Raw genomic sequence first — 13,049 nt, 5'->3', positions numbered from 1 at the left:
ATATCAGTTAAGAACGGCGCATGGCAAAACGAGTCACCGGCCCCGAAATCGAAAAACTCATCCAGCTTCTGGCAAAGGTGCCGGGTCTTGGGCCGCGCTCGGCGCGCCGGGCGGCACTGCATCTGATCAAGAAGAAGGACCAGCTGCTCGGCCCGCTGTCGAATGCGATGGGCGAGGCCTATGACAAGGTGAAGATCTGCTCGCGCTGCGGCAATGTCGATACGGTCGATCCCTGCATTGTCTGCACCGACACGCAACGCGATCAATCCGTCATCATCGTCGTCGAGGACGTCTCGGATCTCTGGGCGCTGGAGCGGGCGGGCGCGATGAACGCCGCCTATCACGTGCTCGGCGGCACGCTGTCGCCGCTCGACGGGGTCGGTCCCGACGATCTCAATATTCGCGGGTTGATCGACCGGGTCGGCGAAGGCGGCATCCGGGAACTGATCATCGCGGTCAACGCCACCGTCGAAGGACAGACGACGGCGCATTATATCACCGACCAGCTGCAGGGGCTCGACGTGAAGATCACGCGCCTGGCGCACGGCGTGCCTGTTGGCGGCGAGCTCGACTATCTCGACGAGGGCACGCTTGCGGCAGCACTTCGGGCGCGGACGGTGATATGAGGGGTTTGTCTATGCCGAAGAGCACGGGGATATTCGCACTCGCATTGGCGGCAGCTCTCCTGCCCCTCTCCTGTTACGCGGCCCCTTCGAAAGCCGATGTCGAGGCGCAGTTCGAAAAATGGGTGCAGAGCGACCTCTGGCCGGAGGCGAAGGCGAACGGCATTTCGGAGAAGGTCTTTCAAGCCGCTTTCTCCGGCATCACGCTGAACTGGAACTTGCCCGATCTTGCCCCGCCCGGTTTCCCGCCGCCGAAGGAGCAGAAGCAGACGCAGGCCGAATTTTCCTCGCCCGCTCCCTATTTCAACGAGGATCAGCTGAAAAAGCTTGCCGCGACGGGACGCGGCTTTGCCGCCCAATATGGCTCGACGCTGAAGCGGATCGAAAAGACCTATGGCGTACCGGGCTCGATCGTGCTTGCCATCTGGGGCCGGGAGACGGGCTTCGGCGCCGCGAAGATCCCGAATTCGGCGATCGAGGTGCTGGCGACCAAGGCCTTCATGTCGACGCGCAAGGAGATGTTCCGCACCGAGCTGGTGGCCGCACTCCATATTCTCGACGGCGGCGACGTCACACCTGCCAACTTCAAGGGTTCGTGGGCGGGCGCACTCGGCCAGCCGCAATTCATGCCGACCAGCTATCTAAAATATGCCGTGGATTTCGATGGCGACGGTCACCGCAATATCTGGACCTCGGTGCCCGATACGCTCGCCTCGATCGCCAATTACCTGGTCAAGAAAGGCTGGCAGCGCGACCGCGACTGGGGCTTCGAGGTGTCGATACCGGCGGCGGTCTCCTGCGCACAGGAGGGACCCGATCTGGCAAAGCCGCTGTCGCACTGGGCCTCGCTCGGCATCGACCGCATCTCCGGCAAGGGCTTTCCCTCCGGCGAGATGAAGGCTGAGGGCATGATGCTGGTGCCGGCCGGCCGCGACGGACCGGAATTCATCGTCACCCCGAATTTCTACATCATCAAGGAATACAATAATTCCGATCTCTACGCGCTCTATATCGGCAATCTTGCCGACCGGATCGCCTATAACGGCGGCGCCTTCCAGGGCAGATGGGGCGATGTCGGCAAGATGCTGCGCTCGGATGTCGCCGCCATGCAGAAGGCGTTGGAACGGCAGGGCTACGATGTCGGCGGTTCCGACGGTCTGCCGGGCTACAAGACGCGGCGTTCGATCGGCCAGTGGCAGGCAAAGAACGGCATGAAGCCGACATGCTTTCCCGAGGCGACGATGAAGGGCAAGCTGAAGTAGGCGGCTTCAGAGATTGCGTTTCAAACCTTCATGGCTGGCGACGAAACCGAGCTTCTCGTAGAAGCGGATCGCATCCCCCCGCGTCTTGTCCGATGTCAGCTGCACGAGGCCGCAGCCACGCTCGGCGCATTGGGCGATCGCCCATTCGATGAAGTGCGAGCCGAGGCCCGAGCCGCGAAGATCGGTTGCGACACGCACGCTTTCGATCTGGCCGCGCCACATGCCCGTCCTCGAAAGACCGGGAACAAAACTCAGCTGCAGACAGCCGACGACCCGATCGGCCGCATCGGTTGCGACGGCCAGAAGCTGATTGGCGTCCGCCTCGATCGCCGCGAAGGCCGAGAGATAACGCGCGTCGACGGGATCCGAAACGATCTCCCTGGTGCCGCCGAGATCGTCATCGGCCAGAAGCCGGACGATGGCGGCAAGATCGGACGGACGGGCGAGCCTGAATCTATACATGCCTGACCTCTGCATAGCTGGTCTCAATGATGCAGGTCGATCGGCGCCTTGTGGAAGACGTCGTCACCCGGCGGAATGGCCTGGCGTTCGATCATGCGGTGGACGTGCAGCGGACCTTCGCCGCGGTGAAGCGCACGAAGCCTGTCGGTGTTTTCGGCATCGGCCTGCGTGCGCCGCTGGTTGTGTCTTATATATTCGACCCAGGTCGGCGTATGGTAGGTTTCCGTCCAGAGGCTGGGATTTTCGAGATCACGCATCAGCGCCCAGTTGCGGGCGCCGTCGCGGATGCGGATACGGCGGCGCTCGCCCATCAATTCCATGAACTCGGCAAGGTCCTCATCGGCAATCTCGTAGTCGACCTGGATGACGATCGGCCCGCTGCGCGGCGTGATGTCGAGACTGAGGGCCGGCTCGGTGAAGCGGTTCAGCGGGTCGAGATTGAGCGAGGCGAAGGCCGGCATCGAAAAACGCAGGCCGATGGCGATGCCGAGCAGCATGACGACAGATGACATCAGCAGCGCATCGGCAACGCCATAGCGATCGGCGGCGACGCCCCACAGCCAGCTGCCGCCGGCGATGCCGCCGAAGGTGACGGTCTGATAAAGCGACAGCGCACGGCCGACCACCCAGCGCGGTGTCGAAAGCTGGACGATGGTGTTGAAGAGCGAAAGTGCAGAGACCCAGCAGGCGCCGGAGACGAGCAGCCCGGCAGAGGTGAGGACGGCACTCGGGCTGAAGGCGGCGATAACAGCACTCAGTGCAAAGCCGGCAAAGGAGAGGCGGATGATCATCTCGCTGGAAAGCACCTGGCGAAGCCTCGCATTCAGCACCGCGCCGCCGATCGCGCCGATGCCGAAGGCGCCGAGCATGAAACCATAGGTCAGCGGCCCGCCGGCAACGAGATCGAGGGCAACGATCGGCAGCAGCGCCAGGATCGAGCTGGCGCCGATGCCGAAGAGCAGCCCTCTGACGAGGACCTTTTCGAGATTGGGCGACATCGAGACATAACGCAGGCCGGCGAAGATGGCGCTGCCGAGCGCCTCGCGCGGCAGGGTCGAGACGGGCGCGGCTGGCCGCCAGCGCAGCAGGGCATAGATCAAGGCGAGGTAACTCAGCGTGTTCACTGCGAAGGCCGCGGCCGCGCCGGCAGCGGCGACGATGACGCCACCGATTGCCGGGCCGACGCTGCGGGTGATGTTGAAACCCATGCTGTTCAGCGTGACCGCGGCCGGCAGATCGGCGCGCGGCACCATGTCGCCGACCGAGGCCTGCCAGGAGGGATTGTTGAGCGCGGTGCCGCAACCGATCAGGAAGGTGAAGAAGAGCAGCAGCCAGGGCGTGATCCAGCCGAGAAGGGCGGAGGCCGTCAGCAGCGCCGAGACGGTGAGCATCATGCACTGCGCCGTCAGCATGACCCGGCGGCGGTCATAATTGTCGGCCAGAGCGCCCGATATCAGCGAAAACAGCATGATCGGCAGCGCCGTCGAGGTCTGCACCAGCGCGACCATGTCCTCCGAGGCGGTGATCGTCGTCATCATCCAGGCGGCGCCGACCGCCTGAATCAGGCCGCCGAAATTCGAAGAAAGGCTCGCAAACCAGATGGTGCGGTAGGTATCGTGCCGCAAAGGCGCCAATGTCGACGAAGTGTAGGCCACGATTTCTCCCGCTTTTGTTATTGCGCGCCAATGGCAATATATGCGCAAGACCGGCGCCGGCCATAGGCCTGTTCACGTCGCCGGAAGCGAATTGGCCGAATCGGTCGCAGACCTTGCAATTTCGGAAAAACCCGACTATATGCCTCTCAAATTCTTGATCGCTTGATGAAGAGTGGGCCGCAAGGACCCGCTCTTTTTTATTACCGCGATCGCTTAAACAGCATGAAATTGCGAGGAGCGCACCGCTTGTCGGACATGACAAACGCAGACAACGAACTTGAGCCGCGGCTGATTACTGAAACCGGGCTCGACCAGCGTCTTGCCGATATCATCGAACCCGTTCTCGTCGGCATCGGCTTTAGGCTTATCCGCGTCCGTATGCTGAACCAGAACGGCGCGACGATGCAGGTTATGGCCGAACGCAACAACGGCACGATGTCGGTTCAGGATTGCGAAGAAGTCTCGATGGCGATTTCTCCCGTCCTCGATGTGGAAGATCCGATCGATAAAGAGTATCATCTGGAAGTGTCTTCGCCCGGCATCGACCGTCCGATGGTGCGGAAATCCGATTTCGTCCGCTGGCAGGGCCACCTTGTGAAATGCGAGACGTCGATCTTGATCGACAATCGCAAGCGCTTCCGCGGCAAGATCGTCGAAGCAGGCGCAGATGGTTTCACGCTCGAGCGTGACCAGGTTGCCTATGGGGAAGAGCAGAAGGTCACCATTCCCTTCACGGCGCTTAGCGATGCGAAGCTCATTCTGACCGACGACCTGATCCGCGATGCGTTGCGCGCCGACAAGCTGGCGAAAGCCCAGGCCGCCAACCAGAACGAAGCAGAAGACGAAGAATAACCGATCAACAGACCGCTCTAGGGACGGGAACCCGGCGAGTAAAGACGGAGAAACAAGACAATGGCAGTCAGTGCGAACCGGCTCGAACTTCTGCAGATCGCAGATGCAGTGGCGCGCGAAAAAGTCATCGACCGCGAGATCGTGCTGGCCGCAATGGCCGATGCCATCCAGAAGGCGGCACGCTCCCGTTACGGCACCGAGTCCAACATCCGGGCCGACATCAATCCGAAGACCGGCGAAATCCGTCTGCAGCGCCTGCTTGAAGTCGTCGAGAAGGCCGAGGATTATTCGACGCAGATCCCGCTGGAGCTTGCCCGCGACCGCAACCCGGATGCCGCACTCGGCGACTTCATCGCCGATCCGCTGCCGCCGATGGATTTCGGCCGCATCGCCGCACAGTCGGCCAAGCAGGTGATCGTGCAGAAGGTGCGCGAAGCCGAGCGCGACCGCCAGTTCGACGAATTCAAGGATCGCGTCGGCGAAATCGTCAACGGTACCGTCAAGCGCGTCGAATACGGCAACGTCATCGTCGATCTCGGCCGTGGCGAAGGCATCATCCGCCGCGACGAAATGATCCCGCGCGAAAACGTCCGCTATGGCGACCGCGTCCGTGCCTATGTCTATGATGTCCGTCGCGAGCAGCGCGGTCCGCAGATCTTCCTGTCGCGCACGCATCCGCAGTTCATGGTGAAGCTCTTCACCATGGAAGTGCCGGAGATTTACGACGGCATCATCCAGGTAAAGTCTGTCGCCCGCGATCCGGGTTCGCGCGCCAAGATTGCGGTGATCTCGAACGACAGCTCGATCGATCCGGTCGGCGCCTGCGTCGGTATGCGCGGCTCGCGCGTTCAGGCCGTCGTCGGCGAGCTCCAGGGCGAGAAGATCGACATCATTCCGTGGTCGCAGGACCCGGCGACGTTCGTCGTCAACGCCCTGCAGCCGGCCGAAGTCGCCAAGGTCGTTCTCGATGAGGATGCCGAGCGTATCGAAGTCGTCGTTCCCGACGAGCAGCTGTCGCTTGCGATCGGCCGCCGCGGCCAGAACGTGCGCCTCGCCTCGCAGCTGACCGGCTGGGATATCGACATCATGACGGAGGCCGAGGAATCGGAACGCCGCCAGAAGGAATTCAACGAGCGCACCAACCTGTTCATGGATTCGCTCGATGTCGACGAGATGGTCGGCCAGGTTCTGGCTTCGGAAGGTTTTGCCGCGGTTGAAGAACTGGCTTATGTCGATCTCGACGAAATCTCTTCGATCGACGGTTTCGACGAGGAGACAGCGCAGGAAATCCAGCAGCGCGCCCGCGAATTCCTCGAGCGTCTCGAAGCCGAGATGGACGAGAAGCGCAAGGCGCTCGGTGTCCAGGACGAACTGCGTGAAATCAACGGCATGACCGCCCAGATGATGGTGGCGCTCGGCGAAGACGGCATCAAGACGATCGAGGACTTTGCCGGCTGCGCTGCCGACGATCTCGTCGGCTGGTCGGAGCGCAAGAACGGCGAAACGAAGAAGTTCGAGGGTCTGTTCTCGAAGTTCGACGTCTCGCGCGTCGAAGCAGAACAGATGATCGTCCAGGCCCGCCTTTCGGCCGGCTGGATCACGCAAGAGGACCTGGATAAGGGGACCGAAGAAGAGGTCACCGAAGCCGAACAAGAAGCATGATGACCGCGCATGAACCGGACGCTCCTCTCGAGGACGACGATCTTGCAGGTTATGACGTGAACGAACGCATGTGCATCGTGACGCGCGAAAGCGGATCGCCGGAAGAGCTGATCCGCTTCGTCGCCGCTCCCGATGGAACAGTTGTCGCCGATCTGAAGCGCGAGCTTCCGGGACGCGGATGCTGGGTGAAAATCGACCGGTCGCTGGTCGACAGGGCGGTGGCGAAGAAGCTCTTCGCCCGCGCGCTGAAGACAGATGTAAAGGCGGCGGACGATCTCGGCGCGAGTGTCGATCGGCTGCTCGCGGCGCAACTGATGCAGATGATGAACATGGCGCGGAAAGCCGGCCAGTTCGTCAGCGGCTCCTCGAAAGTGGATGCGGCGGTCAGAAGCGGAGCAGCCCTTGCGGTGTTCCACGCGACTGGTGCAGCGGACGACGGCGTCCGGAAAATCGACCAGGCCCGCAAGGCCTGGCACCTCGGAATGGAGACCGAGGAGGAGATACCTTCCTTCCGTCTCTTCTCGGAGAGCGAAATGGAAGGCCTGATGGGCCAGAATGCTTTTATCCATGCCGCAGTGCTTGCAGGGCAGGCGGGTGAAGGTGTAGTGAAGCGCGCAAAGATGCTCGAACAGTACCGTATTGGCGGTCAGTCCCGGGCAGCGGGCGGCGCTGGCCGGCAAAAACAATGAGGCGGTCACCGGCATCGGCCGGTCCATACTCATTGATCGACAGTATTGAACGACAGGGTCTGATCTAGTCATCGCTCCCTGTCCGAAGGAACGGGAACGAATGACCGATAGTAACGACGACAAGACAATCAGCGTAGCGGGCAAAAAGACACTCACCCTGAAACCATCGGGGATGAGCCAGGGCACCGTTCGCCAGGATATGGGTCGAGGTCGCACCAAGGCGGTCGTCGTCGAGACCCGTAAGCGGCGCCCGATGCGCCCGGAAGATGAAAAGCCGATCACGCCCGTCGCTCCGGCGGCCCCCGTCCGCGCAGCCGAACCGGCGCCCGCACCCGTGCAGGCGCGTCCGCAGCAGCCGACGCCGGCTCCGCGGGTTCAGCAGGGCAACAACAACCAGACGAACCAGCGTCCGCCGCAGCAGTCTCACCAGCCGCCGCGCCAGAATGATCGTCCGCGCCCGGTGGTGCTGAACCATCTGTCGCCGGAAGAGATGGACGCCCGCCGCCGCGCGCTTGCCGACTCCCAGGCGCGTGACGCCCAGGATGCGATCCGCCGCGCCGAGGAAGAAAAGCGCCGTGCCGCCGAAGAGGTGATCCGCAAGGCCGCCGAAGCTGAAGAAGCTGCCCGCAGGGCCGCTGAAGAGGCTATCCGGCAGGCTGAGGCACCCGCTGTCGCAGAACCCGCAGTCGCAGAACCGGCTCCGACCGAAGCACGCTCCGACGCGCCACGGCCGCCGCAGCCTGCATCGCCGGCACCGGCCGCGCGCCGGGCCGATGCGGCTGGAGCACCTGCTGCCCGTCCGGCACCCGGCGCTGCCGTCCCCGGCGCCGTTCGCGGCCGTCGCGAGGAAAAGGAAGACGACGATCGTGGCGCAGCGCGCGGCGGTCCGGTCCGTGGCCGCGTCGTTCGCCCGGAACCCGCAAAGCCGGTCACCACGCGTCCGAAGACCGATGAAGAGCGTCGTCGCGGCAAGTTGACGATCACCACTGCCAACGTAGACGGCGAGGACAATGCCCGCGGTCGTTCGCTTTCGGCGATGCGTCGCCGGCAGGAGAAGTTCCGCCGCGGTCAGATGCAGGAAACCCGCGAGAAGATCTCCCGCGAGGTGGTTCTGCCCGAGACCATCACCATTCAGGAACTGTCGCAGCGCATGTCCGAACGTGCCGTCGACGTCATCAAGTACCTGATGAAGGAAGGCCAGATGATGAAGCCGGGCGACGTCATCGACGCCGACCTTGCCGAACTCATCGCTGGCGAATTCGGCCATACGGTCAGGCGCGTGTCTGAATCCGACGTCGAACTCGGCATCTTCAACGTCTCCGACGATGATGGCGAACTGGTTTCGCGTCCGCCGGTCGTTACCATCATGGGCCATGTCGACCACGGCAAGACCTCGCTGCTCGACGCCATCCGCCATGCCAACGTGGTCTCCGGCGAAGCCGGTGGCATCACGCAGCATATCGGCGCCTATCAGGTGGAGCAGAACGGTCAGAAGATCACCTTCATCGATACGCCCGGCCACGCTGCCTTCACGGCAATGCGTGCCCGCGGTGCGCAGGCGACCGATATCGCGATCCTGGTCGTCGCAGCCGACGACAGCGTGATGCCGCAGACGATCGAATCGATCAACCACGCCAAGGCGGCCGGTGTTCCGATCATCGTGGCGATCAACAAGGTCGACAAGCACGAGGCTGATCCGCAGAAGGTCCGTAACCAGCTGCTGCAGCACGAAGTCTTCGTGGAATCCATGGGCGGTGAAGTGCTTGACGTCGAGGTTTCGGCCAAGACCGGCAAGAACCTCGACAAGCTGCTCGAGGCGATCCTGCTGCAGGCGGAAATTCTCGATCTGAAGGCCAATGCGAACCGGACCGCGGAAGGAACGGTTATCGAAGCCCAGCTCGATCGTGGCCGTGGTTCGGTCGCGACCGTGCTCGTCCAGAAGGGCACGCTGCGTCCGGGCCAGATCATCGTCGCCGGCGACGTCTGGGGCCGCGTGCGTGCTCTCGTCACCGACAAGGGCGACCATGTGAAGGAAGCCGGTCCGGCTACGCCGGTCGAGGTTCTCGGTCTTTCCGGCACGCCGCAGGCCGGCGACAAGTTCGCCGTCGTCGAAAGCGAAAGCCGCGCCCGCGAAATCTCGGAATATCGTCAGCGTCTGGCCCGCGACAAGGCGGCTGCCCGCCAGTCGGGACAGCGCGGTTCGCTGGAACAGATGATGATGCAGCGCCAGAGCGTCGGCATCAAGGAGTTCCCGCTGGTCATCAAGGGTGACGTGCAGGGCTCGATCGAAGCGATTGCCGGCGCGCTGGAGAAGCTCGGCACCGACGAAGTCCGCGCCCGCATCGTCCATTCGGGCGCCGGCGGCATCACCGAGTCGGATATCTCGCTCGCCGAAGCCTCGAACGCGGCCATTATCGGCTTCAATGTTCGTGCGAATACGCAGGCACGCCAGTTCGCCGAGCGCGAAGGCATCGAAATCCGCTACTACAACATCATCTACGACCTCGTGGATGACGTGAAGGCAGCGATGTCGGGCCTCCTGTCTCCGGAGCGGCGCGAAACCTTCATCGGCAATGCCGAGATTCTCGAGGTGTTCAACATCACCAAGGTCGGCAAGGTCGCAGGCTGCCGTGTCGTCGAAGGCAAGGTCGAACGTGGTGCGGGCGTCCGCCTCATCCGCAACGACGTCGTCGTTCACGAAGGCAAGCTCAAGACGCTCAAGCGCTTCAAGGACGAAGTGTCCGAAGTGCCGATGGGTCAGGAATGCGGCATGGCCTTCGAAAACTACGAAGACATGCGCGCCGGCGACGTCATCGAGTGCTTCCGCGTCGAGCATATCACGCGCACGCTCTAAACAACTGCGCCTGAACTTTTCCGAAAGCCATCCGCCAGCCGGCGGATGGCTTTCGGGCATCTGCCGACTTGACCTTTTCGACCAAAAGAGTCATGGACGCTCTCCTTTGACGGGTTCGATTCCCAGCCGCATCGGCAAATAGAGATAACAATGACCAGACCAACTTCTTCCGCGCCTTCGCAGCGCATGCTGCGCATTGGCGAACAGGTTCGCGCCGCTATCACTCAGGTGCTGCAGCGCGGCGAAGTGCGTGACGACGTCATCGAGGCGACCGTGATCTCGATCTCGGAAGTGCGCATGTCGCCGGATCTCAAGATCGCCACCGCCTATGTGACACCGCTCGGCGTTTCCGACCACAGCATCGTCATCGAGGCGTTGAATCGTCATGCAAGGTTCATCCGCGGCCGGCTCGGGCCGCAGCTTCGGCAGATGAAATACATGCCGGAGGTGCGCTTCCGCGACGATACCAGCTTCGACAACTACAAGAAGATCGACGAGCTGCTGCGTTCGCCCGAGGTGAGCCGCGACCTCGACGGTGATAATGACGAACGATAAACAGAAGAGACGCATGTCCAAACCACGCAAACCCAAGGGCCGGCCGATTTCCGGCTGGCTGATCCTCGACAAGCCGGTGGATTTCGGCTCGACGGAAGCCGTTTCCAAGATCAAGTGGCTCTACAAGGCGCAGAAGGCCGGGCATGCCGGCACGCTCGATCCGCTCGCCTCCGGCATGCTGCCGATCGCGCTCGGCGATGCGACGAAGACCGTTCCCTACGTGATGGACGGCCGCAAGATCTATGAATTCACGGTGAGCTGGGGCGAGGAGCGGGCGACCGACGATCTCGAGGGCGAGGTGACTGAGAGTTCGGATAAACGCCCGAGTGAGCAGCAGATCCGTGATATCCTGCCCGGATATATCGGCACCATCAGCCAGGTGCCGCCGCAGTTTTCCGCTATCAAGATATCCGGTGAACGCGCCTATGATCTGGCGCGCGAAGGCGAAACCGTCGAAATCCCCTCGCGTGAGGTCGATATCTTCCGGCTGACCCTACTCGCCTGCCCGGACGCCAATAGCGCGCATTTCGAAGTGGAATGCGGCAAGGGCACCTATGTCAGGGCGCTGGCGCGCGATTTCGGGCGCGAGCTCGGCTGCTACGGCCATGTGTCCGGGCTGCGGCGCACCTTCGTTGCGCCGTTCGCGGAAGAGGCCATGGTGCCGCTCGCAAATCTCGTCGCACTGGAGGCGATCGAGGATATGGACGAGCGGCTGGCGGCGCTCGACGCGCTCCTGATCAACACCTGCGAAGCGCTATCGGCCCTGCCCCATCTCGTCATCAATGACGACCAGGCGCACCGGCTGAAGATGGGCAACCCGATCCTGGTGCGAGGCCGCGATGCGCCGGTTGCCGAAAGCGAAGCCTATGCGACCGCCCGTGGCAGGCTGATCGCGATCGGCGAGATCGGCCAGGGCGAGTTTCGCCCGAAGCGTGTTTTCGCCTGAGCCCACAACGACGGCGATTGTCAGCCGGTAACGATGCGATATCTTCCCTGTCGGGCCGCCATAGCGGCCCGAGGGGCCATGGTGGCCCGACAGGGGAAAGAATATGCGCGTAACTGCTATCGGAATACTGACGTTCTTTTCGATGTTCCTGACCGTGGCCAACGCTCAATCTGCCGAGCGCTGGGCCGAGCTTCCAGCCTTTCCTTCGATGCCGGTGGCGAAGAAGAGCGGCATGGCCGATGTGAACGACATCAAGATGTATTACGCCGAATACGGCGAAGGCGACCCGATCCTCTTCATCCATGGCGGACTGGGAAATGCCGAGGTCTGGGGTCATCAGGTCGCCGATTTTGCCAAGGACCATCTGGTCATCGTTGCCGACAGCCGCGGACATGGACGCTCGACGCGCAGCCAGCAGCCCTTCGGTTACGACCTGATGACATCTGACTACGCCGCGCTTCTCGACTATCTGAAGATCGACAAGGTGACGCTGGTGGGATGGTCGGACGGCGGCATCATCGGCATCGACATGGCGATGAAACACCCGGAAAAATTGACCCGCGTCATTGCCCAGGCAGCCAACGTCACAACAGACGGCGTCAAGGCTGACGTCATGGACAATAAGACCTTCAACGACTACATCAACGTCGCCGGCGAGCAGTACCGGAAGCTTTCGCCGACGCCGAACGAATACGACGCCTTCGTCAAGCAGATCTCCGAAATGTGGGCAACCCAGCCGGCCTGGACGGCCGCCGATCTTGGCAAGATCTCGGTGCCGGTCACACTTGCCATCGGCGATCATGATGAAGCCGTAAAGCTCGACCATACGGAAATGATGGCAAAACAGATTCCGGGCGCCAAACTCGTCATCCTGAAAGATGTGAGCCATTTCGCCATGCTGCAGGATCCTGCAGCCTATGACGGGATGATCCGGGGCGCCATGGCGGGCCGTTGAAGCCGCCAAGGACGACCCCTCTTTCCATCGATCCATATTTGGTTTATAGGCAGCGCCAGCGTCAGGTTCGCCTGCTCGCATTCACGGCCAAAGCTGGACGACATCCCGGCTTTTGGCGACTCTATCTCCTCCTCTTAGAAAGGATCCCCCGATGTCGATCACTGCTGAGCGCAAGTCTGCGCTGATCAAGGAATATGCGACCGTTGAAGGCGATACCGGTTCTCCGGAAGTCCAGGTCGCGATCCTGACCGAACGCATCAACAACCTGACCGAACACTTCAAGGACCACAAGAAGGATAACCATTCCCGCCGTGGCCTGCTGACGATGGTTTCGAGCCGCCGCTCGCTTCTTGATTATCTCAAGAAGAAGGATGAAGGCCGCTATTCCAAGCTGATCACCAGCCTGGGTATCCGCCGCTAAGATTGTCCGGCGGGCGCTTTCCGAGCGCCCGCCGGATCTGTTTCGGGACAAGGCTCCCGATGAAATGTTCCAGCCGCGCCCTATCTTTTAGCGGTGGAACGACCGGCAGACCC

At 62.2% G+C, this 13,049-nt stretch carries 12 protein-coding genes; 10 read left to right on the top strand and 2 right to left on the bottom strand.

Annotated features, from left to right (window positions below; translation table 11 throughout):
• The first annotated feature begins 20 nt into the window (after positions 1 to 20).
• Together recR and CUJ84_RS22980 are read left to right on the top strand one after the other, a co-directional pair.
• Positions 21 to 626: a recombination mediator RecR gene (gene recR / locus CUJ84_RS22985; RefSeq protein ID WP_003555792.1), complete on the top strand. Its 606-nt coding sequence runs from the start codon at positions 21 to 23 to the stop codon at positions 624 to 626.
• Between the two features lie 11 nt (positions 627 to 637).
• Positions 638 to 1,885 (top strand): lytic murein transglycosylase, encoded by a 1,248-nt coding sequence (locus CUJ84_RS22980; protein WP_105007844.1) that lies wholly within the window; start codon positions 638 to 640, stop codon positions 1,883 to 1,885.
• A 6-nt stretch (positions 1,886 to 1,891) separates the two neighbouring features.
• On the opposite strand, the gene CUJ84_RS22975 is transcribed toward CUJ84_RS22980, so the two are convergent.
• Together CUJ84_RS22975 and CUJ84_RS22970 are read right to left on the bottom strand one after the other, a co-directional pair.
• The gene (locus CUJ84_RS22975) at positions 1,892 to 2,347 is read right to left on the bottom strand and encodes a GNAT family N-acetyltransferase (protein WP_105007843.1); all 456 of its coding nucleotides are present in this window, start codon (positions 2,345 to 2,347) and stop codon (positions 1,892 to 1,894) included.
• A gap of 23 nt (positions 2,348 to 2,370) precedes the next feature.
• Positions 2,371 to 4,050 carry an MFS transporter gene (locus tag CUJ84_RS22970; protein WP_197728659.1) on the bottom strand — a complete coding sequence of 560 codons (1,680 nt, stop codon included), beginning with the start codon at positions 4,048 to 4,050 and terminating at the stop codon, positions 2,371 to 2,373.
• Between the two features lie 198 nt (positions 4,051 to 4,248).
• Here CUJ84_RS22970 and rimP point away from each other — a divergent pair, with 198 nt between their 5' ends.
• From rimP to rpsO, 8 genes are all read left to right on the top strand, one after another.
• Complete coding sequence (gene rimP / locus CUJ84_RS22965) at positions 4,249 to 4,854, top strand: ribosome maturation factor RimP (RefSeq protein ID WP_105007841.1); 606 nt, start codon at positions 4,249 to 4,251, stop codon at positions 4,852 to 4,854.
• Positions 4,855 to 4,914: 60 nt separating this feature from the next.
• Positions 4,915 to 6,516: a transcription termination factor NusA gene (nusA, locus tag CUJ84_RS22960; protein ID WP_027682237.1), complete on the top strand. Its 1,602-nt coding sequence runs from the start codon at positions 4,915 to 4,917 to the stop codon at positions 6,514 to 6,516.
• On the top strand, positions 6,513 to 7,205 hold the full coding sequence (locus tag CUJ84_RS22955; protein WP_197728658.1) for an RNA-binding protein: 693 nt from the start codon (positions 6,513 to 6,515) through the stop codon (positions 7,203 to 7,205). The genes nusA and CUJ84_RS22955 overlap by 4 nt, the downstream gene beginning before the upstream one ends.
• A 100-nt stretch (positions 7,206 to 7,305) precedes the next feature.
• Positions 7,306 to 10,059, top strand: coding sequence for a translation initiation factor IF-2 (gene infB / locus CUJ84_RS22950; protein WP_105007839.1), 2,754 nt, complete (start codon positions 7,306 to 7,308; stop codon positions 10,057 to 10,059).
• Positions 10,060 to 10,209: 150 nt separating this feature from the next.
• The gene (rbfA, locus tag CUJ84_RS22945) at positions 10,210 to 10,614 is read left to right on the top strand and encodes a 30S ribosome-binding factor RbfA (RefSeq protein ID WP_027682238.1); all 405 of its coding nucleotides are present in this window, start codon (positions 10,210 to 10,212) and stop codon (positions 10,612 to 10,614) included.
• A 13-nt stretch (positions 10,615 to 10,627) separates the two neighbouring features.
• Positions 10,628 to 11,560 carry a tRNA pseudouridine(55) synthase TruB gene (truB, locus tag CUJ84_RS22940; protein WP_105007838.1) on the top strand — a complete coding sequence of 311 codons (933 nt, stop codon included), beginning with the start codon at positions 10,628 to 10,630 and terminating at the stop codon, positions 11,558 to 11,560.
• 103 nt (positions 11,561 to 11,663) lie between these two features.
• Positions 11,664 to 12,515 (top strand): alpha/beta fold hydrolase, encoded by an 852-nt coding sequence (locus CUJ84_RS22935; RefSeq protein ID WP_105007837.1) that lies wholly within the window; start codon positions 11,664 to 11,666, stop codon positions 12,513 to 12,515.
• 151 nt (positions 12,516 to 12,666) lie between these two features.
• Positions 12,667 to 12,936, top strand: a complete 270-nt coding sequence (gene rpsO, locus CUJ84_RS22930) for a 30S ribosomal protein S15 (protein WP_003544317.1) — start codon at positions 12,667 to 12,669, stop codon at positions 12,934 to 12,936.
• Positions 12,937 to 13,049 lie beyond the last annotated feature (113 nt).

The organism is Rhizobium leguminosarum (assembly GCF_002953715.1).
Taxonomy (GTDB): Bacteria; Pseudomonadota; Alphaproteobacteria; order Rhizobiales; family Rhizobiaceae; genus Rhizobium; species Rhizobium leguminosarum_V.
Note: the sequence above shows the minus strand (reverse complement) of the source record. Positions and strands in the feature narration are given on the sequence as shown.

Bases quoted from the DNA above. Each gene is read 5' to 3' on its own strand.
- CUJ84_RS22975 (WP_105007843.1), bottom strand. From the start codon at position 2,347: ATGTATAGATTCAGGCTCGCCCGTCCGTCCGATCTTGCCGCCATCGTC.
- recR (WP_003555792.1), top strand. From the start codon at position 21: ATGGCAAAACGAGTCACCGGCCCCGAAATCGAAAAACTCATCCAGCTT.
- rpsO (WP_003544317.1), top strand. From the start codon at position 12,667: ATGTCGATCACTGCTGAGCGCAAGTCTGCGCTGATCAAGGAATATGCG.
- CUJ84_RS22980 (WP_105007844.1), top strand. From the start codon at position 638: ATGCCGAAGAGCACGGGGATATTCGCACTCGCATTGGCGGCAGCTCTC.
- CUJ84_RS22935 (WP_105007837.1), top strand. From the start codon at position 11,664: ATGCGCGTAACTGCTATCGGAATACTGACGTTCTTTTCGATGTTCCTG.
- truB (WP_105007838.1), top strand. From the start codon at position 10,628: ATGTCCAAACCACGCAAACCCAAGGGCCGGCCGATTTCCGGCTGGCTG.
- infB (WP_105007839.1), top strand. From the start codon at position 7,306: ATGACCGATAGTAACGACGACAAGACAATCAGCGTAGCGGGCAAAAAG.
- rbfA (WP_027682238.1), top strand. From the start codon at position 10,210: ATGACCAGACCAACTTCTTCCGCGCCTTCGCAGCGCATGCTGCGCATT.
- CUJ84_RS22955 (WP_197728658.1), top strand. From the start codon at position 6,513: ATGATGACCGCGCATGAACCGGACGCTCCTCTCGAGGACGACGATCTT.
- nusA (WP_027682237.1), top strand. From the start codon at position 4,915: ATGGCAGTCAGTGCGAACCGGCTCGAACTTCTGCAGATCGCAGATGCA.